The following is a 23099-nucleotide window of genomic DNA, read 5'->3' on the forward strand; positions in this document are numbered from 1 at the left end:
GACTCCTGTGGAGGGTGATGCGAATGTTTTGGGCGCGAAGAGCTGCGAAAACAATCATTGGGTCCTCCTTAGGGTCGCTTCGAACAATGCCTTTTCATCTGATCACGGCGAAACGGGCCGTGTCAACGATTATTTGTGCTCGGCTGCCGGGTTTCTGCCGGCAGGGAACCCCAACGGGACCAGCCGAGTACGGCCAGTGCGATGGTCGCAATCGAGAGGAAGATTTTTACCGAGCCTGCAGCCGAGATGACTGAAGAGTAGATGTCCAACAGCGGCGGGATCACCAACAGGAACCAGGCCCAGCGCCCGCGCTGGGCAAGCCCAACGAGTCCGCCAGGTAGCAGCCCACCCAGCGTGCCGGTGATGATGACCGTGGCCAGGGTTGCCAGCGGAACTTGATCCCAGAGGCCATATTGGGCAAAGACCGAAAGGACCGGGATCAAGGATGCCAGGCCGAACGCCAGGGCCACCGCAAGAGGCAGCAACAGCTCAGTGCCCTTAAACGTGCGGAGGGTAATGGCGCGCGTCATGGGGGCCGGCAGTGGGTACCGCCGGAAGCAAAGTAGCCCATAAACACCGACGCCGATGCCCAGAATCAGCGGGATCGCCACCCCAAGCAGAAACAACAGCATGCTCAGTACGGAATCGAGCATCCGCGGCGAAAGCCCCAAAAGTGCGGACACGCCCCACAGCAGGTAGGCCCCAGCCACGAGCAACCAAGCCGTTTCGTTGCGCCGCCCCAGAAGGAACAAGGCTGCGCACATGGCGAGTGAGCCAAGGAGGGAGAGTGCCAGGATCCCGGCGTCGAGCCCTCCGTTGATCCGGCCGAACAAAAGATCGAACATTGAATCATCGAACATTGAATCCATGCCCCAACTCTAGGCGGAAGCCAAGGGCAGGAGCGCCGCAGACTGCGGTAGTGTCCTAGCATGGTTGAAATTCCCTACCCGCTGACCACTCAACGGTTGATCCTGCGCCGTTTCAGCACCGACGATCTCGATGCCTACCACGCCTATCATTCCCTGCCGGAAACCGCGCAGTACTTGTCTGGCGAGGCGCGGTCATATGCCCAGTGCATGGCCCGGATTGCGAAGTATGTCCAGGACCCATTCGCGGGTCCAGGCGATTGGGCTACCTTCGCGATTTCCCTAAAAGGGGAACCGGAACTTGTGGGTGAGCTGGCCTTGAAATGGAACGACGGCGGCAAACTCGAGGACGGCGGTGCACCTGAACGGGTGGGGGAGATTGGCTGGACGCTGGCACCCGCGGCGCAGGGCTTCGGATATGCCACCGAGGCCGCTCAAGCTGTTCTTGAGCTAGCCCTGGAACACCTGGATTTCTACCGGGTTGAGGCGCGTTTGGACGCCCGCAACCATGCATCCGCCGCGATTTGCGAACGGCTCGGAATGCAGCGCGAAGGCGTCCTGCGCAACAACATGTACCTCAAAGGTGAGTGGACGTCCGAGGCCGTCTACGCCGTCGTGCGTGAATAACCGCCGAACGTACAGTAGATGCCGATCCCGACGCGGAACATGAGCATCAACTGTACGTTCGGTGGGTGCCGTTAGCGCAGCTCGGTTGCGCCGATCGCGTCGGCCAAGAAAGCGTAGTCCCAGGCGCGGGTCTTCCAGCCTTCATACCGGCCGGACGCTCCACCATGGCCACCATCCATCTCGATCTTCAAGACGATCGGCTCCGAACCCGTGGACACCGCACGCAGTTCCTGCACCCACTTGGCCGGCTCCACGTACAGCACACGGGTGTCGTTGAAGCTCGTGACGGCCGCGATCTTCGGGTACGCAACCTCGCGGACGTTCTCGTAGGGGGTGTAGTCCTTCATGTACTTGTACACCTCGGGATCCGTGATGGGATTGCCCCATTCCTCCCACTCCAGCGCCGACAGCGGCAGCTCCGGATCAAGAATGGTGGTCAGGGCGTCAACGAACGGCACCTGTGCCACTACTGCCGCATACTTTTCCGGGGCCAGGTTCGCCACTGCGCCCATCAAGAGTCCGCCTGCGGATCCACCCATCGCGGCGATCCGTGAAGGATCAACCCAACCTGATTGCGCCAACCAATCGGTGGCAGCAACAAAGTCGGTGAACGTGTTCTTCTTAGTCAGTTTCTTGCCGTCCTCGTACCAAGGACGGCCCATCTCGCCGCCGCCACGCACATGCGCGATGACAAACACTACGCCGCGGTCCAGCAGAGACAGTCGCGGCACACCAAATCCGGGGTCCATGCTGACCTCATACGAACCGTAGCCGTACACAACGCCAGCATTCTTGCCATCCTGGGCGAGGTCTGCCCGGCGTAATACGGACAGCGGAACCAGGGTGCCGTCACTGGCAGTGGCCCATTCCCGGGTGGCGATGTAATCCTCGGAGCGGTACCCGCCCAGCACCGGGGTCTCCTTGCGCAGGAGCAGCTCGCCGCCGGCCTCCCCGACCGGCAACACATAGTCGTACACGCGCGGGGGCGTGAAATCGGAGGTGTAAACCAGCCGGATCACGGGGGATTCAAACTCGCTCCCGCCCATCGATGCCGTGTACAACTCTTCATCAAAGACCGGTTCGACGGCGGCAGCCTGGTCGGCAGTGCCCAAACCTTCCAGCGTGGTCACCTGAATGCGCTCGATCGTGTCCTTGCGCAACGAAACCACCATGTGGGTGGACGTGACGCTGGCACCATTGATGCGCACCGAGGGATCATGCGCCACCACGGTGTCCCAATGCTGCTCCTCCACAGGCTTAGCGAATTCCGCCGCATCAACTAGGGAAATCATGGAGTTGACGGCATCCCGGTCATGAGTCAACAGGATCTTCTCGACGCCATCCACAAGGAACGGTTCGGCGTCGTACAAGATCTCGGCGCTGCGCGGGATCAGCGTCTGCAGACCCTTTTCGGGGGTGGCAAAGTTCAGGAGGCGGGTCTCGCTGAACTCGGAGCAGCCGATGCTGATCATGAGGTGGCGACGATCTGCCGAGAGGTCGAAGCCCGTCCACATGGCGACGTCGTCCTCCTGATAAATCACTTCATCCGTTTCCACGGGCGTACCCAGAACATGGGTTTTCACCTGGTACGGGCGCCATGAATCGTCGGCCACCATGTAAAAGAGTGTTGTGCCATCGGGGGAGAAAGTGATCCCGTAAAACACGTTTTTGATGGTGTCTTCAAGTAGTTCGCCCGTGCGCAGGTCCTTGATGCGGACCGTGAAGAGCTCATCCCCTGCGTTGTCCACGGCGTAGGCGTACAAGTTGCCGTCGCGGGTGACTGAGGCGCCACCGAGGGAGAAGAAGGGCTTGCCTTCGGCCTCAACGTTGCCGTCAAGCAGGATTTGCTCTCCCGGAACATCCACGCCGGGCTCCACCACCGGGGGAGTCCAATCGGCCAAGGTGCCCTCGCTGCTGGCGGCTACGCGGCACTGGATACCGTAGGCCTGACCTTCCACCATGCGGCCGTAGTACCACCAGTCGTCCTTGCGGCTGGGGACGGACAAGTCCGTTTCCTGCGTGCGGTTCTTTATCTCGTTGAAAATGTCTTGGCGCAGCTGCTCCTGGCCGGCCGTCACGGCATCGGTGTAGGCCTGCTCGGCGTTCAGGTGCGCCACGACCTCGGGGCTTTCCTTCTCGCGCAGCCACTCGTAGTTGTCCACGAAAGTGTCCCCGTGATGGGTCCGCTCCACGGGGACCTTCTTGGCGGTGGGGGGAATGAGCGCGGACTGTTCGGTGGTGGACGGTGTTGCTGCGGCATCGGAAATCGTCATGGAACCCACTGTATAGATCACCGCCTGCCGTGGCTCGGGTCTATGCCCACAGCGGAGCGACCGTTCCCAGATGGTTGACCGTCCGGCTACTGCATGGAATATTTATAGAACGAACGGTCGGTAATTTGCCGACCGTCTCCCATGCAAAGGGTGTGGACATGTCCGCAGAGTCACCGCAGGCGTTATTGGGAGCCGCTGCTTTCGCCACGCTGCTGGTTACCGAGGGGGCGGACCGGGTTGCCGTGCAGCTGAACCGCCCGGATGTGCGGAACGCGATTGATGCGCAGATGGTTGCCGAGTTGCATGCCGTCTGCGAAGCGCTCGAAGCTACGCCGAAAGTCTTGATTCTGTCCGGGGTTCCGGGGGATGAAGCATCCGGGAAGATCGGGTTCTTTGCATCGGGTGCGGACATTGCCGAACTCATTGACCGCCGTCGCGAGGATGCCTTGGTCGGCATCAATTCAGGACTCTTTGCCCGCATAGCCGGCTTGCCCATGCCCGTCATTGCCGCATTGGACGGGCATGCGCTGGGAGGCGGAGCGGAGCTGGCCTATGCGGCCGATTTTCGCATCGGCACCAGGGAGCTGCGCATGGGCCAGCCGGAAACTACCCTCGGAATCATGGCTGCGGCCGGGGCATCATGGCGCCTCAAAGAACTGGTGGGGGAGCCCGTCGCCAAGCAGATGCTGCTGGCCGGCCAAATCCTCACAGGAGAAGGCTGCCTTCACGTTGGCCTCATTACGGAGTTGGTGGAATCGACCGATCTGATGGTGTCCGCCCACGCGCTCGCGGACAGGATCTGTGCGCAGGATCCGCTCGCCGTGCAGGCCACCAAGCGTGTCTTTCATGAGCCTCGTGAGGCCCATCCCGCCGTCGACAACCAGGCTCAGGCCGAGCTGTTCGAATCGCCCGCCAAGTTTGAACGCATGCAGGCTTTTCTGGATCGGAGGAAGAAATGACACCTTCGGAACGTACCGCAGGGCTGCCCCGACATGTGGGTGTGCTGGGTGGCGGACGCATGGGTGCCGGGATTGCCCACGCATTTTTGATGGCAGAATGCACGGTTTTGGTCGTGGAACGCAATTCCGGTGCAGCCGATGCCGCCCGAGAGCGAATTGCAGAGTCAGTGGCCAAATCTGTTGAGCGCCAGCTTGCCAGGGGCGACGCCAATCGGAGTCCGTCGGCCATTCTGGAACGCCTCGCCGTGTCCACCAGCTATGCCGAATTCGTCCAATGCGAGCTTGTGGTGGAGGCTGTTCCGGAGATTCAGGAACTGAAGATGGCCGCCCTCCGCGACGTCGAAGATCATGTGGGGCCGGACGCGTTTCTGGCCTCCAACACCTCGTCGCTGTCCGTATCGGCACTGGCCGCCGCGTTGGTGCGCCCGGAGAGCTTTCTGGGCCTGCACTTCTTCAATCCCGTCCCGGCATCCGCGCTTGTTGAGGTGGTGGCGGGAGAGAAGACAGCGCCCTCCCTGGTAACGACGGCGCGGGATTGGGTGGCAGCGTTGGGGAAGACCGCCGTGGTGGTCAACGATTCTCCTGGCTTTGCCTCATCCCGGTTGGGCGTCATGTTGGCACTGGAAGCCATGCGCATGCTGGAGGCCGGCGTGGCCAGTGCCGAGGACATCGACGCCGCCATGGTGCTCGGCTACCGGCACCACACGGGTCCGCTGCGGACCACCGATCTGGTGGGGTTGGACGTGCGTCTGGAGATCGCCGACTACCTGGCGCGGACGCTGGGGGAGCGGTTTGCGCCGCCTCAGATTTTGCGGGACAAGGTTGCCCGCGGAGAGCTGGGCCGCAAGTCCGGCCGCGGATTCTTTGACTGGAACTAGTGCCTTTACTGGGCGCACCTGCCCACGAAGACCAATACTGAAAGGACGTGCCGGCGATGGCCACTGCAGCGTCAATTGAGATGGTACCGAGCTACATTCAGGATGCTTGGTGGACCCCGGCCGACGGCGTTTTGGGCACCGAGGCGCGCGATGCCAGTACCGGCGAGGTTCTGGCTCAGGTTTCGGCCGAGGGGCTGGATCTTGCGGCCGCAGTCGAGCATGCGCGAACTGTGGGGCAGGCAGGGCTTGGCATGCTCACGATTCACGAGCGGGCCCTGAAACTGCGCGAGTTGGCGGCATATCTCAACGACCGCCGCCAGGAACTTTATACAGTCTCGGCCCGGACTGGTGCCACCAGAATCGATTCCATGGTGGACATCGACGGCGGCATTGGCGTGCTGTTTACGTTTTCCTCCAAGGGGCGCCGCGAGCTGCCCAACGCCAACGTCATTGTGGACGGCCCCGTTGAGGTGCTGAGCAAGGACGGATCGTTCCTCGGTGAGCACATCTACACGCGAATCCCGGGGGTGGCCGTGCAGATCAACGCCTTCAACTTTCCTGTGTGGGGCATGCTGGAGAAATTCGCTCCGGCCTTCATTGCGGGCGTGCCAACCATCGTCAAACCCGCCACTCCCAGTGGTTATCTGGCCGCCGCAGCCGTGCGCGCGATGGTGGACTCCGGGATACTTCCCGCCGGTTCATTGCAGTTGGTCTCGGGTTCTGCACGGGAGTTGGTGGATCACCTGGACTACCGGGACATGGTCTCCTTTACTGGCTCGGCCAGCACTTCCAACCTCCTTCGAAACCACCCCCAGATTGCTTACGGCGGAGTCCGTTTCACCGCGGAGACCGATTCGCTTAACGCAGCTATTCTTGGTCCCGACGCCGTTTCCGGGACGCTCGAATTCGAGGCATTCGTGAAATCGGTGGTCACCGAAATGACCGTCAAGGCGGGCCAAAAGTGCACGTCCATTCGGCGCGCAATAGTCCCAAACCAGCTGCGCCAGGCCGTCATCGACGCCATTGGTGCGCGGATCACCGAGCGCGTGGTGGTGGGTGATCCCCGCGCCGAAGGTGTCACGATGGGAGCCCTCGCCTCCTTGGAGCAGCTTGCTGACGTCCGTTCCGCCGTCGAGACCATGTTGGCTGCCGGCGGCGAGCTGGCGTGGGGAACCTTGGACGCACCGCAGGTCATGCGGGCCAATGGGTCCGTGGCGGTCGCTGCCGACGGTGCGTTCATGTCCCCGGTGGTGCTGAGCTGGGCTAATGCGCAGGCACCTGCCGTGCACGCCCTCGAGGCATTTGGCCCCGTGACCAGCGTGCTGGGTTATGACACGCAGGGCAGCCGGACGGATGGGGGCCTCGACCGTGCATTCGCTGTCGCCGAGGCTGTCAAGCTTGCCGCGATGGGGGGTGGGTCGCTTGTGGCTACGGTGTGCACCAACGATCCCGACTTTGCGCGGGATGTGGTGACTAAAATTGCCGCCCACCACGGCCGCGTGCTGATCCTGAATCGGGAGGATGCCCGTACGTCAACAGGCCATGGATCACCCGTGCCGCATCTGGTGCACGGTGGGCCGGGGCGTGCCGGTGGTGGCGAGGAATTGGGTGGCATCCGCTCGGTCAAGCACCATATGCAGCGGACGGCCATCCAGGGCTCACCCAACATGCTCACGGCCATTACGGGTGTGTGGCACACGGGAGCGGACCGCGTGATTGCAGGGGATGCAAAATTTGGGGCAGTGGCGGGCGCCATGCATCCGTTCCGGAAATCTTTGGCTGAGCTGCGCATCGGCGATGCCTTTGCCTCCGGGCTGCGGCAGATCACGCTGGAAGACATTGCTGCTTTTGCCCTGACGACGGGCGACTCCTTTTATGCCCACACCGATGCAGCAGCGGCCGAGAAAAACCCGTTCTTCCCTGGCATTGTGGCTCACGGATACCTTCTGGTTTCTTGGGCTGCCGGGCTGTTCGTAGAGCCGGCTCCCGGGCCGGTGCTCGCCAACTATGGTTTGGAATCCCTGCGTTTCATCACACCCGTGGCCGCGGGAGATTCGCTCCGAGTCACCCTGACCGCCATGACGATCACCCCTCGTGTGACCGACGACTACGGCGAGGTCTGTTGGGACGCAATCCTGCATAACCAGAACGGTGCGATCGTGGCTACCTACCGCGTCCTGACCCTCGTTGAGAAGGTGGATACGCTGTACAAATAAGCGGTGGCGTCACATGCCGAGATGAAAGGTGTTCCGGCGTTCCCTGCGGTGGATGTCCTCGCAATAGGGTGGCGTGAACCAGGCGATATTGCCATCAAGGCGGACCGTCCACCCTCTTTCGTGGAGGTAATGGTGATGCAGGCTGCAACACAAGACGCCGTTATCCACGCTGGTGGCTCCGCCGTCCTGCCACGGGATGATGTGGTGGGCCTCCGTCCATGCTGGCGGTGACATACAGCCAGGGAACGCGCAGCCCATGTCCCTTGCCACTAGGATTTTGCGTTGGCCAAAGGTGAAGAGTCTTTGGGTGCGGCCAACATCAAGAATGCTCCCATTGCTCCCAAGCAAGAGTTGGGTGACGTCAGCGCCGCACAGATCTTCCTCGAACAAGGACAGCGGGACCTGACCGCTGTAGGGCACCGTGACTTTGCCGCCCGAACTGCCAGAGGCCTTCGCATCAAGGTCCGCTTGTGTCATGGAAAGGTAGAGCTGGGGCTTCAACCCACCATTCATGGGCAACTTGTCCGTACTGGCAGCCAACTTGAGGCATTTGATCATGCCGTCAAGGAGCTTTTGAGCGTCGGTGCGCCTGTCCTGAATGGCCGGGTCGGAATTTTCGGGATCAATAGGGCATAGTCCCGCGAGTTCTCCACCCGATCCGGGCTCAGGGACCCAAACCCCGTTGACTAGGTGGGGCCATGGCTCCGAGCCCTCGTCATTGGGCGAAACCGGGCTACTCCACCAGACTGGATCAGACGGCGGATCCGGATCACTTGGTGCAGCCCAGCCGTTGCCCAATTCAGAGATGTCCGGGATCCAAAACCATGTGTCCCCTTCGTAGACGGGTGGGATTGCGTTCGGCGGAGCATTGGGTGGCCGTGGCGGGATGTCCTCCGGTTTTAGCGGCTGCCGCCATCCCTGGGTCGAGTCTGGGTACCGACTTGGTGGCGGCGACTTGAGCCATGTAGATCCATCGTCACCGGTGGATGCCGTCCAAAGCGGTTGCCCAGAGTTTTTCACGGGTGGGCTGGCAGAATCCGCAGATCTTGCCGGGCTGGGAGAATCCGAAGACCCTGCTGGGCTGCCACTACAATCATCGCCATTGAGCAATTCCCGCAGAAGGTCAGCCTGCTCCGGGAGGTTTTGCTCGGAGTCCTCCTGCTGGTCGGCGTCGTCGCGCCGCTTGATGTTGGTGGCCCAGCCAAGGTACGCCAACGTGTGCTCGTACTGGTTAACGGTTAGATAGCCGTCCATGCGCACCCAGCCACGGTAGGCCTTGCGGAAGAAGAGCCCTTGCTTGGCCAGACGCTGGGCCTCGGACGGCTTTTGCCCGTCCGGATCCAGCAGCGCCATGGCTCGAATACCAAGATGCCGAAGGAAATAAGGAGGCTCCACCTCGGCATGCTGTGTCAGGGTCTCTTCAAGGGCGCGCGGCTCATGATCGTCGATGCGCCCCGAACTGGCCAGAACCGTTGCTTGGGCGACGAATTCAGACACGACGAGGGCCTGTTCGGCGGAGATCCTCCCAGAAAACAACGCCGACCCCAAGACTGGTTGGCGTGGCGGCGCTACAACGTGCGTGAACGGGGCGGTGAGTGGCAGGAAGTGTTCGGCCAACCGGATCCTGTGGTTGGCCTCAGCCCGGCTGACTTTCAAGGATGAGCTCAGGTATTCGGCGGGTGTGCGGGCGCCGACCTCGTGATACCGCCCGGCGGCAACGCGCTGGGCCAGTTCCCCGGCGGCATGGACCATCAGGCCCTGAAGGTGACGGTTCAAATGTTCCAGGTTTTGTGCCCACGCCGCGGCCTCATTATCCGTGAGCGAGCCAAGTTGGAGTCCGAGCGGGGTAGCGACCAAGGACTGAAGCGCCGCGGTGCCTGCTGCAGCACCTGCTGACGCGGAAGTTCGGACAAGCGACGCAGCAAGAGCCAGCAGCTGGTGGATGTGTTCACCAGCGGCCTTGCCTTCCTGAGGGAAACCGGGTTGCCCCGGCATCATTGCCGTCGCTTCCATGTCTCCAACATTACCCATGGGGTCTGACAATGTATGACTAAAAATTGAGAATGTGAATATTTCTCGAACTAATCTACTTGTGGAGGAATGAAACGCCGAAAAAGACCAGATTCCCCGCAGAAAAGCCGCTTACCCGCGCAGTCCCTGGAAGGACATGGCCAGGACGTCGTCAGCCAATTTCTTTGCCGACAATGACCCGCCGGGCTTGTACCATTCCACGATCGAGTTGATGGTGCCAAACAGCAGGCGGGTGATGGTTCCGGCGGCAATGTCACCACGGAGGGTGCCATCGGCCTGCGCCTGTGAAACGAGCCCGGTGATGGTGCGGTCAAACGCCCGGCGACGGGCCATTGCGTCCCGTTCCATCTCCGTATTTCCGCGCAGCCGCAGCAACAGCGTGACAAAGGGCAGCCGCGCCACGAGCACGCCGATCGTTTCTCTGAGCACAAACTCAAGGCGGGCATCGGGCGCTCCGGAGGTGGCGCCGTCGAGCGTTAAAACGCCTTCGAGGCCGCCCAGCGCCTCCTCCAGCGCGAGCCGCAGCAAGTCCTCCTTGGACGGGACGTGGTGGTAGATGGCGGACTTGGAGATCCCCAACGCCTCGGCAAGCGTGCCCATGGAGCTCGCCTCGTAGCCATGCTGGTTGAAGACCTCAACGGCCGTTCGCAGCACCGAAGCCTGGTCATGGCCGGGTCGCCCGCGCCGGGTGCCCGCAGTAACGGTGGGGGTGGGCATGGTGGCCTGCTTTCCAAGAACGCCGATTCATTGACGGGGTATTCAGCCCACTATATCCTGAACGAACGGTCGGTAATTAATTTCGGGCCGTGAAGGAATCAGTGCGGGCACTCGTCGAAGGAGACGTCATGGCAGTCGGGCAGGAAGATGAGGCCTCCGGGCAAGCCAATTTTGACCGGATCATCGCCAAGGACTCCCGGATTGAGCCGAAGGATTGGATGCCGGAGGACTACCGCCACGCGCTGATCCGGCAGATGTCACAGCACGCGCATTCGGAGATTATTGGCATGCAGCCGGAGGCCAATTGGATCACCCGCGCACCGAGCCTGAAGCGCAAGGCCATTCTCATGGCCAAGGTTCAGGACGAGGCCGGGCACGGGCTTTACCTCTATTCAGCCACGGAAACGCTGGGTATTGAGCGTGACACCATGATGGCGCAGCTGATTGCCGGCCAGGCCCGGTATTCGTCGATTTTCAACTATCCGGCCGTGACCTGGGCGGACATGGGCGCTATTGGCTGGATGGTGGACGGCGCCGCGATCACCAATCAGGTGCCGCTGTGCAGGGCGTCGTACGGGCCCTATGCCCGGGCCATGGTGCGTGTCTGCAAGGAGGAGTCCTTCCATCAGCGGCAGGGTTTTGAGATTCTGCTGGAGCTATCCCACGGCACTTCCGGGCAGAAGGCCATGGCGCAGGACGCCGTGAACCGCTGGTATGCGCCATCGTTGATGATGTTTGGTCCGCCCGACGGCGATTCGCCCAACACCAATAAGTCCATGGCCTGGAACATCAAGCGTTTCAGCAATGACGAGCTCCGTTCCCGGTTTGTGGGCATGCTGGCCGAGCAAGCCAAGGTACTGGAACTTTCGTTGCCGGATCCGGATATTCACCTCAATCCCGAGACCGGGAAGTGGGAGCATGGACCTCTGGATTGGGAGGAGTTCAAGGCGGTTCTGTCCGGACATGGCCCCTGCAATGCTCAGCGTATGGAGCGTCGCCGGGCCGCGCACGACGACGGCGCCTGGGTTCGCGAGGCGGCTGCCGCCTACGCGGCGAAGCAGACTGCCGGGCAAGTTTCCGGGTCAGCTGCCGGACAGGAGGCGGCGTAGCCATGTGCCCCGCTGAAGGTTCAAGCACTGAAATTTCAAGCGCTGAAAGTACGACGCCGGTCCCCGCCTCGGGTGCCCATGGCTGGCCCCTGTGGGAGGTTTTTGTTCGCTCGAACAGGGGCCTGAGTCACGTGCATGCCGGCTCGCTCCATGCTCCCGATGCCGCCATGGCGCTGCGCAACGCCCGTGATCTGTACACGCGACGCAATGAGGGGGTTTCCATCTGGGTGGTCCCGTCGGACGCCATCGCCGCCTCCGATCCAGATGCCAAAGGATCCTTCTTTGAATCCCCTCAAGGCAAGGATTACCGGCATGCTACGTATTACACAAAGAGCGAGGGGGTGAAGCACCTGTGACTCGCAACCCCACTTCCTACTCGCAAGGCGACAGCTCCGCCACTGCCACGCGCATCACGCCCGGAAACGCGCTGCGGCCGGAGGATATTGCCCTGGCAACCGCGGAGGGCGCTACCAAACCGAGCCCGGAAGTGGCCGAATATGCGCTCCGGCTGGGGGACGATGCACTTATTCTGGCCCAACGGCTGTCCCATTGGATCTCCCGTGGGCCGGAATTGGAGGAAGACGTGGCGCTGGGCAACATCGCACTAGACCAGCTGGGCCATGCCCGCTCCTTCCTGACATACGCAGGAGCGGCAACGGGGAAGACGGAGGATGAGCTCGCGTACTTTCGTCGAGAATCCGAGTTTCGTTCTGCGCACCTCTTTGAACAGCCCAACGGCGACTTCGCCGCAACCATTGCCCGCCAGTTCATTGCCGCGAACTATCAACTTCTGCTGTACCGCTCGCTGAGCGATTCCACCGACCCCATGCTGGCCGCCATCGCCGCGAAGGCAGTAAAGGAAGTGGACTATCATCTTGACCACAGCACACAGTGGTTGTTGCGCCTGGCCGGTGGAACGGATGAATCGCGCCGCCGCATGATTACGGGTTTGGAGACGATGTGGACGTTTGCCGGCGAGCTCTTTGAGGACGATCCGCTGACAGCGCAGGTGGGGGACTCCGGCGTCGTGCCTTCAGGGTTGAAGGCAGACTTTGACCGGATGACCGGCGCGGTTTTGGCGCAGGTGGGCCTCGATGTGCCAGCCCGGCCCATGGCCACCGGCGGCGGGCGGCACGGGCGGCATTCGGAACATTTGGGGTACCTGCTGGCCGAAATGCAGGTTTTGGCGCGCGAATTCCCAGGGGCAAGCTGGTGAGCACCGTGCAGGAAATCGAAATGACCGCCAGGCAGCACGCGGCATGGGCCATCGCCGCGGCAGTGTGTGATCCCGAGCTGCCGGTGGTGACCATCGCCGAGCTCGGCATACTCCGCGCGGTTGAAGTGGACGAATCTGACAACGTGGATGAGAAGAGGCCCATCCGCGTCACGATCACACCAACATATTCCGGCTGCCCGGCCATGGATGCCATCCGTGCTGACGTGCGCGCCGCATTCGCCACGGCGGGCTGGCCGGACGTTGAGGTGGTGACAGTACTTTCCCCGGCGTGGACCACTGATTGGATGAGTGCGGAGGGGCGAGCCAAGCTGGCGGCCTTCGGGATTGCGCCGCCCAGTGGACGGTCGACGGCGGGAGGTCCGGTTCGGCTGGCACTGCAGGTCATGTGCCCACAGTGCCACTCGTTGAACACAAGGGAACTAACGCGGTTTGGCTCCACGTCCTGCAAGGCGCTGTATGTGTGCGGCGACTGCCAGGAACCCTTCGACTATTTCAAGGTCCTTTGATGAGCATCCCGGATACCGCCGCAGCCCGGCGCCGAGTTTCGTTCCATTCCCTGACCGTCAAGGAAGTTCGGCGCCTCACCGAGGACGCCATCGAGGTCACCTTTGCCGTGCCCGCCCAGCTGGCCGGGCATTATGACTACCTACCCGGCCAGTATGTGGCCCTCCGTGTCCATATGCCGGACGCTAGCGGCCGGGATCGTGAACTGCGCCGCAGCTATTCCATTTGCGCCGTTCCCGTGCAGTTTGCGGATGGCAGCTCGGAGCTGACAATCGCCATCAAGCGGGATATCGGTGGCGAGTTTTCCACGTGGGCCAATGCGGAACTGGCCGCCGGTGCGGTCATGGACGTCATGAGCCCCATGGGTGCATTCATCTCGCGCAAGGGCGCGGCGTCCAATGTGCTCAACAGCATGAACCACCCAGGGGACCTGTCGAACAAGGCCGGAAACTACGTTGCCATTGCGGCCGGCTCCGGCATTACCCCCGTCATGGCGCTGGCCAGATCGCTTCTCGCCGCCAACTCCGGGACCCGTCTCGATCTGGTCTACGCCAACAAGGCCACCATGGACGTCATGTTCCTGGAGGAGTTGGCAGACCTCAAGGATAGGTACCCCCAGCGCTTTGCCCTCCATCATGTGCTGACCCGGGAACAGCGCATCGCGCCGATTCTTAGCGGACGCTTGGACGCGGAAAAATTGGAGTTCCTGCTGGGCACCGCCATCCATGCCGAGGGCATCGACGAATGGTTCCTCTGCGGGCCATTTGAGCTGGTCCAGCTGTGCCGCGATGTTCTTGCCGCCCGGGGCGTGCAGCGTGACAACATCCGCTTTGAGCTGTTCACCACGGGCCGGCCCGACAGCCCCGAGGGGCAGCGCGGCCGCCCGGTCATGATCGATTCATCGGAGGAAACATACAAGATCAGGTTCACGCTGGACGGCCTCACCACCGAGATCCTCAGCCCCGTCCATGCCCGCGAGTCCGTTCTTAACGCGGCTCTGCGTGTGCGTCCCGACGTGCCCTTCGCCTGCGCCGGCGGCGTGTGCGGCACCTGCCGGGCCAAGCTCGTGGCCGGAAACGTGACCATGGATGAAAACTACGCGCTGGAACCGGAAGAACTCGACGCCGGCTACGTGCTGACCTGCCAATCCCACCCCACAACGCCGGAGGTCACAGTTGACTACGACGGCTAAGGAGTCACCATGATTGAGCTGACCATCAACGACGGGGTTGCCGAGATCGTCTTGAAGGCCCCCTGGAAACTGAACTCACTTAATGAAGCGGAGCTGGGGGAACTGAGTGCTGCGTACGACGACGCTGCTGCCGCGACTCGTTCGGTCGGCTCGCCCGGCGCCGTCCGGGCCCTGCTCATCAGGGGTGAGGGACGGGCGTTTTGCGCAGGCCGCGATATTGCCGGGGTTGACGGCGCCAATGACAATGCCCGTGGCTATCTTGAGGGATTGCTGACCCCGCTGTTGCACAAAATGGCTGCGTTTCCGGCCCCGACCTTTGCCGCCGCCCAAGGCGCCTGCCTCGGTGTGGGGTTGGGGCTGTTGATCGCTACGGACGTGGTCTACGTGGCGGAGACCGCAAAATTTGGTTCACCGTTTGGCAACTTAGGCGCCACACTGGATTCCGGTGGGCACTGGCTGTTCGCGAATACGCTGGGCGCGCACCGCACCCTTGACCTGATCTACTCCTCGGATCTGATCAGTGGAACCGAAGCCGTGGCCTCGGGGCTGTTCAGCCGGGTCATGCCCGCCGAAGGGCTGCTGGAATTTACCCGCGCGGCGGCGGCCAAGGCCGCCGCCGGCCCAACCCAGGCGTTTCTGGCCAGCAAAACCCTCGTGGCGCAGATCCGCAGCGAAAGGCTGGGACTGTGGGACGCCGTCGGACGTGAAAACGAAGCTCAGGTGGCCCTGTCCGCAACAGCCGATTACGCGGAGGGTTTCGCAGCATTTACGGCAAAGCGGAAGCCGGGCTTTATGGGCCGTTAGAGGGATTCGCCGTCGGCAGAGAGGAGCGGCAGGCCGGCTCCGCGGAGGGCCCCGGTCTTGACTGAACGGCCCGAGACGGCCAGCAACAAATCGATGGCCGATCCGCGAACCTCCGGGCCACGACCCTTGGCGTAGTCCGCGTCGGTTGCCTTGAGGCGAACCCCCTGCCCGCGTTGTTTGCCGCCGCCCATGGAGACGCTGGTACCGAGCTGATAGTCCAAGGCTGCAACAACACCATCGATCGGGTAGCTTGCGGAGATCCCTAGCGGTTGGCGAATGTCTTCACCATGTACAAAGGCCTCCACGAGGCGGGTGGCGATCGTGGCCGGCGGCGTGCAGGTGAGCTCAATCGACGCGCGCATGGCGGCCAAGGTCCCGGCGGGATCGGCCCGCCTCTCGCAACGCAGCCCGGTTTCGTTGTCCTTGTCGAAGTCGAACCGTGCAGAGATCATGCGCCGCACGAAACTGCGCCGGTTCGTCTTTGCCGTGTCCACGAGGTGTGCCAGGACATCGTGGACAGCCCAGCCGGGGCAAAGGGAAGGAGTCTCCCATTCCGCGCCCTCGAGCTTTTCCAAATCGCGAACAAGGGCCCGTCGTTCATCGTGGACCATGGACCAAACCGTTGGGCCCGTCAGCTTCCTCATTGACCCATCCTCGCAGCTTTTGGTTCCGGGCTATTTCCTCCCTGTGAAGTGCTCCATGGACTTGTAGACGCCGAAAACGCGCCCGGCAACCACATCCCATGCCGCGATCGGCAGGATTCCACGCAGGGCGGTGCTCAGTTTCACCGTCCACGGCATCATGAGCATCGGCGTGCCTTCCTTCATGGCCCGCCACACGCGTTCGGTTACGGCGGAGGGTTCCATGAGCGGGGTCATGAGCGGGCCGCGGGCCCCTTCAAACATGCCCGTCTTGATGTAGGACGGGCAGAATGTTGTCACCTTGATGTGGTGGTGGCCGGCCTGCTTCAACTCCAGCCGCAGTGAATCACTCCACCCGATCGCTGCCCATTTCGAGGACGAATAAACACTCATGCGTGGATTGGCGAGCAGCCCGGCGGCCGAGGCCACGTTGACGATCCGGGACGTCCGGCCGCCGTCAATCATGGCCGGCAGGAATTCGCGGGTGATGTGCATCAGGGCCAGTGCATTGATGGCCATGGTGGTTGCGATGTCACTGCGCTGATCGTGTTCCCAGAAGTACTTGCCGCGCACAATACCGGCATTGTTGATGAGAATATCGGGGGTGCCGATGTCGTTGCGCACCTTCTCCGCGGCCGCCTCGATGTCTTCGAGCTTGCTGACATCCACCACATGGCTGTGGATCGTGGAACCCCTGCCGCTAAGCTCGGCGACGGCCGCCTCCAGCAGTTCGGCGTTGATATCCCAGAGCACCACATGTGCGGCGTGGTCTTGCACGGCGAGGTTGGCGTACATTTTGCCCATTCCCATGGCTGCCCCGGTAATCAAGACGGTGGCATTGGAAAGGGACTCGATGGTGGTGGTGGTCATTGGGATTCCTTTTAGTTGAGAAGAGAAGTGGTGGGAAGCGATGGGTTGGTCGGGATGAGCTTGCCCGGGTTCATAATGCCCTCGGGATCTAGCGTGTTTTTTATGGCGGTCAGAACCTTGACGCCGAGGTCTCCGATTTCTGCGCTCAGGTACGGCGCGTGATCCGTGCCCACGGAGTGGTGGTGGGTGATGGTTGCACCCGCGGCGACGATGGCCCGGGAGGCGGCCTCCTTGACCCGGGCATTTTGTGCGAGCCCGTCCGCCTCCAGCCCCGCGAGGAACGTGAAGTACAGCGAGGCGCCGTCGGGGTATACGTGGGAAATGTGCGTCTGGACGTAGGCCGCGGCTCCATGTTCCCCGAGGGCATCGAGGATGGCCTGGCGCACACTGTCATAGCTCTCCTCGAGGCGGCTCCACGTGGCGGCCGTTTCAAGCGTCTCAACGTAGACGCCCCGGGTCAGCAATTCGTCGCGCAGGTACGGGCCGCTGAACCGTCCGTGCTCCCAGGATTTCCCCGGCAGGGGCCCCAAAGGAACGCCGCCCGCGCGGCGCAGGATCCGTGCACTTCGTCTCCGCCGGGCTCGGATCTCACCACTGTCGCCCTCCCAAACAAAGAGTGCAAGGGCCGGCGTTTTCTGGCCGCGGGCCGAGAGGTAGCGGGACAGTGCGCCGGTCTTCCACCCACCCAGCTTGACGGTCGACGCCGTTTCATCCGTGTCGCTGAGGCGGCACACATGCGGCATATCCCCGCGGACGCCGTGGTGCCTGAGCAGGCGCATGGCCTCGGCCCCTGCCGCAAATGACGGGAATGACCACGCACCGTACACCTTGTCCGCCGGCGCGGTCGTGACTTTCAGCGTTGCGCTGGTGATGACACCCAGCGTGCCTTCGCTACCAACGACGACGTCCAGCAGCTTTGGTCCTGCGGCGGTGCCGGGCGCGGGGGAACCGGCGTCGAACGGCCCCATGGGAGTTTCGAGGTGGGCAGACTTAACGAGTTCGTCCGAGCGGCCGTAGCCGGTGGAGGCCTGGCCGGAAGAGCGGGTCGCGACGTAGCCGCCCAGCGTTGCCTCTTGGTGGCTTTGTGGAAAATGTCCCAGGGTCAGGCCGTGCGGGGCAAGCGCGGCTTCAATGGCCGGGCCCCGAATTCCGGCCTCAAAGCTGGCCGTGCGGGACAGTGGGTCGAGGTGCAGCAGCCGGTTCATGCGCCGCATGTCGAGGGTGATGACGCCATCAAAACGTCCGCGCAGCGGCTCAACGCCGCCCACGACCGAGGTGCCGCCGCCAAAAGTTACCACCGCGAGCTTTCGTGCCACACACAGGGCCAGGATTTTCCGCACCTCTTCGGCATTGCCAGGAAAAACAACCGCATCTGGTGCGTTCAGGGCGTCCCCGGCACGCCGCCGCAGGAGGTCAGGGGTGCTCTTCCCGCCAGAGTGCAAAATCCGTTCGGTTGCGTCGATCGCGACGTGTTCGGGCCCGGTAACGGCGCGGAGCTCGGCCAGCACGGCGTCGCTAAGGGCCGCGGGTCCGACGCGAACCTCGGACAAATCAACGGGAGGGTGGGTGGCTGCAACACTTGCCAATCCAAGGGTGCGGCGCAGAAATTCCAGCGCGCCCGGCGCCAGCGGCTTCGCGCGGGCCGGGTCTCCCCAGCCGTACCAAACCGACGGGGAAATTTCCTCTGTGAGATGGGTCACCATGAGATACAGTGTGACACATGCAGTCACAACGTACCAGCACTCCCGTTGATGAAAAGCTCGTCACGGCCATCCGGGACTCGGTGGTGCTCCACGGCGTTAGGCGCACCACGGCCAACGACATTGCCGAGCGGGCCGGCATTTCCCGCATGACGTTTTACCGTCGCATGGGTTCGGTGGAGAATGCCGTTCTGGCGGCCCTGACCCAGGAGTTCCGCTTCTACGCCGGCACCGTGCGGACAGGAACGCCCGCCGGCACAGGACGTGAGCAGCTGGTGCACTTCGCCGTAGAAAGCGTGCGCGTGTTTGCCACCTCTGAACTACTGGGCTCCATCGCCGAGCGCGACCCGGAGTTCCTGATCCCCTATGTCACCGACAGATTCGGGGCGAGCCAGCAGCTCATTCTCGAGCAGTTGCATGCACTGCTCGAGGCCGGTGCCGCCGATGGCAGTATCGAGGCCGCTACGGGTACGGCCACTACGCTGCTGCTCGCGTTACAGGGCGTCGCGCTGTCCTCGCGGGTGCTGCTGAAAATGGATGCCTTCGATGACTCCCTCGTGGAACTGAAGAAGATGCTGGAACGCTACCTCACGCCACACGGTGAGGAAAGGGCATGAATAACCCCACGTGGATCAATGACGCTACCCGTCAGCGATCGCTGGAACACCTTGCCGAGCACGCCGTGGATGTTGCTGTGGTGGGCGGCGGCATCACCGGGGTGGGGGTTGCCCTGGATGCAGTGAGCCGCGGCCTGAGCGTTGTGCTGATTGAAAGCGGCGATCTGGCCTCCGGAACAAGTGGCTACAGCTCCAAACTCATTCACGGGGGCCTGCGCTATCTGGCAAAAATGGACTTCCCGGTCGCCTGGGAATCTGCCGTTGAGCGGCGCTGGCTCATGGGCCGGATCGCCCCGCATCTGGTCCACCCACTTGCATTTGTCATCCCCGACGCCCGCACGGCTCCCGGTTGGGAAGGTCTGGCGGCCGGCGCCGGGGTGGTCATCTACGACGTGCTGCGCAGAATTTCAGGACTAGGTAGCGCGGTGCTGCCGCGACCCCAGCTACTCTCCCGCCAAGCAGTCGGCGCCCTAGCCCCGGGGCTGGACGAGAAAAAACTGCGCCGCGGTTACCTTTATTGGGACGGGCAGGTGGTGGACGACGCCCGGCTGGTGATCGGCATCGCCCGGACCGCCGCCGGGCTGGGCGCGCACATCCTGCGCGATGTGAAGGCCGTGGAGCTGACGGCCGAAACCGTTGACGCCGTCGACGTCAGGACTGGAGCGCCGGTGCATATCCGGGCCCGGGCAGTTGTGAATGCCACAGGTGTGTGGGCCGCGGACTTCGAGCCGCAGCTGAGCGTGACACCCAGTAGGGGTACGCATCTTGTGGTTCGAGCGGAACGGCTGGGTAATCCGCACGCCGCGCACACGGTCGCCGTGCCGGGGCATTTTGGCCGGTATGTTTTCGTCTTGCCCCAGCCGGATGGGGTGGTCTACATCGGCCTCACCGATGAGGAGGACCACACGGCGGACGGGCACCATCCCCTGGTTCCTGAGCACGACGTCGATTTCCTCCTTGGCATTGTCAACACCACCCTTGCGGTGCCGCTGACGCGCGATGACGTGGTTGGCTCTTTTGCGGGGCTTCGGCCGCTCGTCCGGATTGCGCACGCCGGGGACGAAACCGCCGATATTTCCCGGCGACACCTGGTCCGGGACATTCAGGGTCAGCCCATCACCGTGGTGGGCGGGAAGCTGACCACATACCGGCGTATGGCCCAAGACGCGGTCGACGCCGTGACCTCCCGTCTTGGGATTGAGGCACCTTGCCGAACCAAGACCCTTCCGCTGGTGGGGGCCGGGTCCGCGGGGGAGCTCGGCCAGGTTGATGCCCCGGCCCGGCTGGTGGCGAAATACGGCACCGAGGCCACTACCGTGCAGGCGCTGGGACAGGCGGATCCGCGTCTTGCAGAGCCCCTGTTTGAGGGGACGGACATCACCGGTGCGGAGCTGCTGTTCGCGATACAGGCGGAAGGCGCATCGGACATGGAAGATCTTTTGGAGCGACGCACCCGGCTGGCATTCGTGACGGCCGACGCACAGCAGGCTCGCGGCCCTGCAGCGGAAATCTTGGCACTGGCAGCGTCGATGACCTCTATCTCAGGGACAGGGAAATGACTGCCGGAGTGAGCGCCTTCGCCGGTGGCAGCGCCCTGCTTCTGGTCAACCCGACGTCGGGCCGCGGGCGGGGTTTGCGGCTGCTGCCACGGACAGCCCGGGCCTTGCGGGATGCAGGTTTCTCCCTTGAAATTTCCGTCACAGCCAGCCTGGCGGATGCGACGGAACAGGCTCGTGCCGCGGCTCCGGGCAGTCTCGTGGCTGTCTTGGGAGGGGACGGTTTCCTTGGGGCCGCAGCCGCCGGGGCACGGGAGTCAGGCGCCGTCGTTCTTCCCCTGGCCGGAGGGCGAGGTAACGACACAGTGCGGCGGCTGGGGCTGGCCCTTGACCCGGTCAAAGCGGTTCAGAGCTTGGGCCGGCTGACCGTGCGTGAGCTCGATCTTGGCCTCGCCAACGGACGACCCTATCTAGGCGTCGCCAATGCAGGCTTTGATGGTCTCGCCAACGAATATGGCAACAACGCGCGCTTGAATCTTGGGCCGTTTGTGTACGTGTACGGCGGGATCCGGGCATTCCTGGACTGGAAAAACGTGAGCTTCACGGTGTCGGTGGACGGTGCGGAGACCAGCTTCCCTGGCTGGCTTGTCGCCGTCGGGAATGTTGGCCAATATGGGGGAGGCCTGCGCATCACGCCGTTAGCCAAGGCCGACGATGGCCGGCTTGACGTGGTCTCGCTGGGCCGCGCCACGATTCTCGGGGTGGCGGCCACCTACCTGCGTTCCTACCGGGGCAGTCATCTCGGGCAGCGCAACGTCACGTTTAGCCGTGGCAGCGTTGTGAAGATCAGTGCCAGCAAACCGTTGAATCTCTACGCCGACGGTGAGAAGGTGGCAACACTGCCGGCGGTGATAGAAGTCCTGCCCGGGGCCGTGAAGTTCCTTGTCCCGGCCGATTCACCGGCGCTCGCCTAAGCGGGATTCTGCCCAGCCAGGCGTCGCGCGGCGAAGGGCCAGGCCGCCGTCAGAACGCCGAGGGCAACGAGGATAAACGCTTCGCCGGGGAAATTGAACACCCGGAGGGCAATTGCCGCGGCCAGGTAGGGCAGCGCCGCCCACTTCAGGGGTGTGTGCTTGAGCCGGCTGCCCCAAGCAAAGAGCATGACGGCAAAGAACAGGCTCAGTTCAAAGCGTGCCGACCATTCCACGAAGAAGAACATGGCACCAAGGATGACAAGGACCCCGGCTGCCGAGATGGTTTGGCGGCGGGCCTCGGTTCCCTTCGTGAAGGACAGCGGGGCCCAGAGCAGCGCCGCACAGATGGCCGGGAGCAAAGGCGTCAGGAAGAAAACAGGGGCGCTGATCGTGGCGGGGTCGCCCGCACCGAGGAACAACATCAGGGCCGAAAGCAGAGCACCGAGGCCAGCCGTCAGGAACACCAGCCCGTTCACGGCCGGGGCTTCTTGGACTGCGATGGCGGTTTCGGCAGCTTCGGCCCGGAGTGTGTGGTGATTCTTCATGCCTCCATCCTCCCAGCTTTGGGCGCGGCCGGAATTCAGTTCAGGGTGCGGGTGCCTTCCGGCAGGGACCCATTGTTCATGAGTGCCGTGGCGGTATCGGCCAACGCCGTAAGGGCCACGCGCTGCGTCCACGGACCATAGGAGATTCGGGCCACACCCAACTCCTGAAGCCTGGCCGGGGACAGCGATCCCGGGACATTGAGGACGCTCACCTTGCCGTGCCCGATTCCGGCCACGAGTGCCTTGACGGTGGGTTCGTCCAGTTTGCCGGGAACGAAGATGCAGGCTGCGCCGACCTCCAAGTAAGCGCGGCCGCGTTCGACGGCGGCCTCGAGGACTTCGCGGGGGTCATGGTCCGCACCGAGCACGAACGCGTCCGTGCGGGCGTTGAGGACAAAGTCGATTCCCTCCGCTGCTCCGGCGTCCGCGGCCGCCTTCATCTGCGCCACGGCTTGTGCGAGTGGCCGCATCTGGTCCTCGATGTTGGCCCCCACAATGCCAACGCCAATAGCCTTCCGGACGGTCTCGCCCGGGTTTCCATAGCCACGGTCCAAATCGGCAGTGACGGGAAGATCGGTTGCAGCGGCGATGCGGCCCACGGCCTCAATCATGGTGGCTAGCGGGATGTGCTCTCCGTCTTCGTAGCCAAAGGACACGGCAATGGCGTGGCCGGACGTGGCTAGGGCCTGGGTTCCGGGGAGATCGGAGATCACCTTCGCCGTGATGGCGTCCCAGACATTGACCAGTTGCAGGACTTCTGGGGCTTGATGGAGGCGGAGCAACTCGGTGGCCTTGGACGCAGTCTTTTCTGGTGTGGGGTTCATGGCTTCAGCGTAGCCCCGG

22 protein-coding genes are annotated in these 23099 nt (G+C 63.0%); 13 read left to right on the forward strand and 9 right to left on the reverse strand.

Annotation, left to right across the window (positions count from 1 at the left end):
• Positions 1-122: 122 nt before the first annotated feature.
• A complete protein-coding gene (locus tag ACP7B9_RS00170; protein ID WP_425859680.1) occupies positions 123-869 on the reverse strand; it encodes a hypothetical protein in 747 nt (248 codons plus the stop codon).
• Between the two features lie 60 nt (positions 870-929).
• Between ACP7B9_RS00170 and ACP7B9_RS00175 the strand changes: the two genes are divergently transcribed.
• Positions 930-1493 (forward strand): GNAT family N-acetyltransferase, encoded by a 564-nt coding sequence (locus tag ACP7B9_RS00175; protein ID WP_425859682.1) that lies wholly within the window; start codon positions 930-932, stop codon positions 1491-1493.
• A 71-nt stretch (positions 1494-1564) separates the two neighbouring features.
• Here ACP7B9_RS00175 and ACP7B9_RS00180 read toward each other — a convergent pair whose 3' ends face one another.
• A complete protein-coding gene (locus tag ACP7B9_RS00180; RefSeq protein WP_425859684.1) occupies positions 1565-3766 on the reverse strand; it encodes a S9 family peptidase in 2202 nt (733 codons plus the stop codon).
• Between the two features lie 158 nt (positions 3767-3924).
• Here ACP7B9_RS00180 and ACP7B9_RS00185 point away from each other — a divergent pair, with 158 nt between their 5' ends.
• Genes ACP7B9_RS00185 through paaZ form a run of 3 tightly spaced genes read left to right on the forward strand, consistent with a single transcriptional unit; the run spans position 3925 to position 7819 of the window.
• Positions 3925-4725: an enoyl-CoA hydratase/isomerase family protein gene (locus ACP7B9_RS00185; protein WP_425859686.1), complete on the forward strand. Its 801-nt coding sequence runs from the start codon at positions 3925-3927 to the stop codon at positions 4723-4725.
• Complete coding sequence (locus ACP7B9_RS00190) at positions 4722-5603, forward strand: 3-hydroxyacyl-CoA dehydrogenase family protein (RefSeq protein ID WP_425859688.1); 882 nt, start codon at positions 4722-4724, stop codon at positions 5601-5603. Before ACP7B9_RS00185 ends, ACP7B9_RS00190 begins: the two co-directional genes overlap by 4 nt.
• A gap of 56 nt (positions 5604-5659) precedes the next feature.
• Positions 5660-7819, forward strand: a complete 2160-nt coding sequence (gene paaZ, locus ACP7B9_RS00195; RefSeq protein ID WP_425859690.1) for a phenylacetic acid degradation bifunctional protein PaaZ — start codon at positions 5660-5662, stop codon at positions 7817-7819.
• 9 nt (positions 7820-7828) lie between these two features.
• Here paaZ and ACP7B9_RS00200 read toward each other — a convergent pair whose 3' ends face one another.
• Positions 7829-9850: a DUF222 domain-containing protein gene (locus ACP7B9_RS00200; RefSeq protein WP_425859691.1), complete on the reverse strand. Its 2022-nt coding sequence runs from the start codon at positions 9848-9850 to the stop codon at positions 7829-7831.
• Between the two features lie 111 nt (positions 9851-9961).
• Positions 9962-10567: a TetR/AcrR family transcriptional regulator gene (locus tag ACP7B9_RS00205; RefSeq protein WP_425859692.1), complete on the reverse strand. Its 606-nt coding sequence runs from the start codon at positions 10565-10567 to the stop codon at positions 9962-9964.
• Positions 10568-10695: 128 nt separating this feature from the next.
• Here ACP7B9_RS00205 and paaA point away from each other — a divergent pair, with 128 nt between their 5' ends.
• Genes paaA through ACP7B9_RS00235 form a run of 6 tightly spaced genes read left to right on the forward strand, consistent with a single transcriptional unit; the run spans position 10696 to position 15413 of the window.
• Positions 10696-11676 carry a 1,2-phenylacetyl-CoA epoxidase subunit PaaA gene (gene paaA, locus ACP7B9_RS00210; RefSeq protein WP_425860704.1) on the forward strand — a complete coding sequence of 327 codons (981 nt, stop codon included), beginning with the start codon at positions 10696-10698 and terminating at the stop codon, positions 11674-11676.
• A 2-nt stretch (positions 11677-11678) separates the two neighbouring features.
• A complete protein-coding gene (paaB, locus tag ACP7B9_RS00215; protein ID WP_425859694.1) occupies positions 11679-12032 on the forward strand; it encodes a 1,2-phenylacetyl-CoA epoxidase subunit PaaB in 354 nt (117 codons plus the stop codon).
• Complete coding sequence (gene paaC, locus ACP7B9_RS00220; RefSeq protein WP_425859695.1) at positions 12029-12892, forward strand: 1,2-phenylacetyl-CoA epoxidase subunit PaaC; 864 nt, start codon at positions 12029-12031, stop codon at positions 12890-12892. Before paaB ends, paaC begins: the two co-directional genes overlap by 4 nt.
• A 20-nt stretch (positions 12893-12912) precedes the next feature.
• The gene (gene paaD, locus ACP7B9_RS00225; RefSeq protein WP_425859697.1) at positions 12913-13419 is read left to right on the forward strand and encodes a 1,2-phenylacetyl-CoA epoxidase subunit PaaD; all 507 of its coding nucleotides are present in this window, start codon (positions 12913-12915) and stop codon (positions 13417-13419) included.
• Positions 13419-14609, forward strand: coding sequence for a 1,2-phenylacetyl-CoA epoxidase subunit PaaE (gene paaE, locus ACP7B9_RS00230; protein WP_425859699.1), 1191 nt, complete (start codon positions 13419-13421; stop codon positions 14607-14609). The genes paaD and paaE overlap by 1 nt, the downstream gene beginning before the upstream one ends.
• A 9-nt stretch (positions 14610-14618) precedes the next feature.
• The gene (locus tag ACP7B9_RS00235) at positions 14619-15413 is read left to right on the forward strand and encodes an enoyl-CoA hydratase/isomerase family protein (RefSeq protein WP_425859701.1); all 795 of its coding nucleotides are present in this window, start codon (positions 14619-14621) and stop codon (positions 15411-15413) included.
• Here ACP7B9_RS00235 and ACP7B9_RS00240 read toward each other — a convergent pair.
• The 3 genes from ACP7B9_RS00240 to ACP7B9_RS00250 are packed head-to-tail and all read right to left on the reverse strand — an operon-like array spanning position 15410 to position 18627.
• The gene (locus ACP7B9_RS00240; protein ID WP_425859702.1) at positions 15410-16057 is read right to left on the reverse strand and encodes a maleylpyruvate isomerase family mycothiol-dependent enzyme; all 648 of its coding nucleotides are present in this window, start codon (positions 16055-16057) and stop codon (positions 15410-15412) included. The genes ACP7B9_RS00235 and ACP7B9_RS00240 overlap by 4 nt on opposite strands.
• Positions 16058-16087: 30 nt before the next feature.
• Positions 16088-16924, reverse strand: coding sequence for an SDR family oxidoreductase (locus tag ACP7B9_RS00245; RefSeq protein WP_425859703.1), 837 nt, complete (start codon positions 16922-16924; stop codon positions 16088-16090).
• A gap of 11 nt (positions 16925-16935) precedes the next feature.
• On the reverse strand, positions 16936-18627 hold the full coding sequence (locus tag ACP7B9_RS00250; RefSeq protein WP_425859705.1) for an FAD-binding oxidoreductase: 1692 nt from the start codon (positions 18625-18627) through the stop codon (positions 16936-16938).
• 17 nt (positions 18628-18644) lie between these two features.
• Here ACP7B9_RS00250 and ACP7B9_RS00255 point away from each other — a divergent pair, with 17 nt between their 5' ends.
• The 3 genes from ACP7B9_RS00255 to ACP7B9_RS00265 are packed head-to-tail and all read left to right on the forward strand — an operon-like array spanning position 18645 to position 21711.
• Positions 18645-19241, forward strand: a complete 597-nt coding sequence (locus tag ACP7B9_RS00255; RefSeq protein WP_425859707.1) for a TetR/AcrR family transcriptional regulator — start codon at positions 18645-18647, stop codon at positions 19239-19241.
• The gene (locus ACP7B9_RS00260; RefSeq protein WP_425859709.1) at positions 19238-20800 is read left to right on the forward strand and encodes a glycerol-3-phosphate dehydrogenase/oxidase; all 1563 of its coding nucleotides are present in this window, start codon (positions 19238-19240) and stop codon (positions 20798-20800) included. Before ACP7B9_RS00255 ends, ACP7B9_RS00260 begins: the two co-directional genes overlap by 4 nt.
• Positions 20797-21711 (forward strand): diacylglycerol/lipid kinase family protein, encoded by a 915-nt coding sequence (locus ACP7B9_RS00265; RefSeq protein WP_425859711.1) that lies wholly within the window; start codon positions 20797-20799, stop codon positions 21709-21711. Before ACP7B9_RS00260 ends, ACP7B9_RS00265 begins: the two co-directional genes overlap by 4 nt.
• On the opposite strand, the gene ACP7B9_RS00270 is transcribed toward ACP7B9_RS00265, so the two are convergent.
• Both ACP7B9_RS00270 and ACP7B9_RS00275 read right to left on the reverse strand, forming a co-directional pair.
• Positions 21708-22256 carry a hypothetical protein gene (locus ACP7B9_RS00270; protein WP_425859713.1) on the reverse strand — a complete coding sequence of 183 codons (549 nt, stop codon included), beginning with the start codon at positions 22254-22256 and terminating at the stop codon, positions 21708-21710. The two genes, ACP7B9_RS00265 and ACP7B9_RS00270, sit on opposite strands and share 4 nt — an antisense overlap.
• A 35-nt stretch (positions 22257-22291) precedes the next feature.
• Positions 22292-23080, reverse strand: coding sequence for an isocitrate lyase/PEP mutase family protein (locus ACP7B9_RS00275; protein ID WP_425859714.1), 789 nt, complete (start codon positions 23078-23080; stop codon positions 22292-22294).
• Positions 23081-23099: the final 19 nt, after the last annotated feature.

Origin of the sequence: Arthrobacter sp. TWP1-1, assembly GCF_049897845.1 — a bacterium.
GTDB lineage: Bacteria > Actinomycetota > Actinomycetes > Actinomycetales > Micrococcaceae > Specibacter.

Coding starts and splice junctions, on each gene's coding strand:
- ACP7B9_RS00170 (WP_425859680.1), bottom strand. CDS start 869: ATGGATTCAATGTTCGATGATTCAATGTTCGATCTTTTGTTCGGCCGG.
- ACP7B9_RS00175 (WP_425859682.1), top strand. CDS start 930: ATGGTTGAAATTCCCTACCCGCTGACCACTCAACGGTTGATCCTGCGC.
- ACP7B9_RS00180 (WP_425859684.1), bottom strand. CDS start 3,766: ATGACGATTTCCGATGCCGCAGCAACACCGTCCACCACCGAACAGTCC.
- ACP7B9_RS00185 (WP_425859686.1), top strand. CDS start 3,925: ATGTCCGCAGAGTCACCGCAGGCGTTATTGGGAGCCGCTGCTTTCGCC.
- ACP7B9_RS00190 (WP_425859688.1), top strand. CDS start 4,722: ATGACACCTTCGGAACGTACCGCAGGGCTGCCCCGACATGTGGGTGTG.
- paaZ (WP_425859690.1), top strand. CDS start 5,660: ATGGCCACTGCAGCGTCAATTGAGATGGTACCGAGCTACATTCAGGAT.
- ACP7B9_RS00200 (WP_425859691.1), bottom strand. CDS start 9,850: ATGGGTAATGTTGGAGACATGGAAGCGACGGCAATGATGCCGGGGCAA.
- ACP7B9_RS00205 (WP_425859692.1), bottom strand. CDS start 10,567: ATGCCCACCCCCACCGTTACTGCGGGCACCCGGCGCGGGCGACCCGGC.
- paaA (WP_425860704.1), top strand. CDS start 10,696: ATGGCAGTCGGGCAGGAAGATGAGGCCTCCGGGCAAGCCAATTTTGAC.
- paaB (WP_425859694.1), top strand. CDS start 11,679: ATGTGCCCCGCTGAAGGTTCAAGCACTGAAATTTCAAGCGCTGAAAGT.
- paaD (WP_425859697.1), top strand. CDS start 12,913: ATGACCGCCAGGCAGCACGCGGCATGGGCCATCGCCGCGGCAGTGTGT.
- paaE (WP_425859699.1), top strand. CDS start 13,419: ATGAGCATCCCGGATACCGCCGCAGCCCGGCGCCGAGTTTCGTTCCAT.
- ACP7B9_RS00235 (WP_425859701.1), top strand. CDS start 14,619: ATGATTGAGCTGACCATCAACGACGGGGTTGCCGAGATCGTCTTGAAG.
- ACP7B9_RS00240 (WP_425859702.1), bottom strand. CDS start 16,057: ATGAGGAAGCTGACGGGCCCAACGGTTTGGTCCATGGTCCACGATGAA.
- ACP7B9_RS00245 (WP_425859703.1), bottom strand. CDS start 16,924: ATGACCACCACCACCATCGAGTCCCTTTCCAATGCCACCGTCTTGATT.
- ACP7B9_RS00250 (WP_425859705.1), bottom strand. CDS start 18,627: ATGGTGACCCATCTCACAGAGGAAATTTCCCCGTCGGTTTGGTACGGC.
- ACP7B9_RS00255 (WP_425859707.1), top strand. CDS start 18,645: ATGCAGTCACAACGTACCAGCACTCCCGTTGATGAAAAGCTCGTCACG.
- ACP7B9_RS00260 (WP_425859709.1), top strand. CDS start 19,238: ATGAATAACCCCACGTGGATCAATGACGCTACCCGTCAGCGATCGCTG.
- ACP7B9_RS00265 (WP_425859711.1), top strand. CDS start 20,797: ATGACTGCCGGAGTGAGCGCCTTCGCCGGTGGCAGCGCCCTGCTTCTG.
- ACP7B9_RS00270 (WP_425859713.1), bottom strand. CDS start 22,256: ATGAAGAATCACCACACACTCCGGGCCGAAGCTGCCGAAACCGCCATC.
- ACP7B9_RS00275 (WP_425859714.1), bottom strand. CDS start 23,080: ATGAACCCCACACCAGAAAAGACTGCGTCCAAGGCCACCGAGTTGCTC.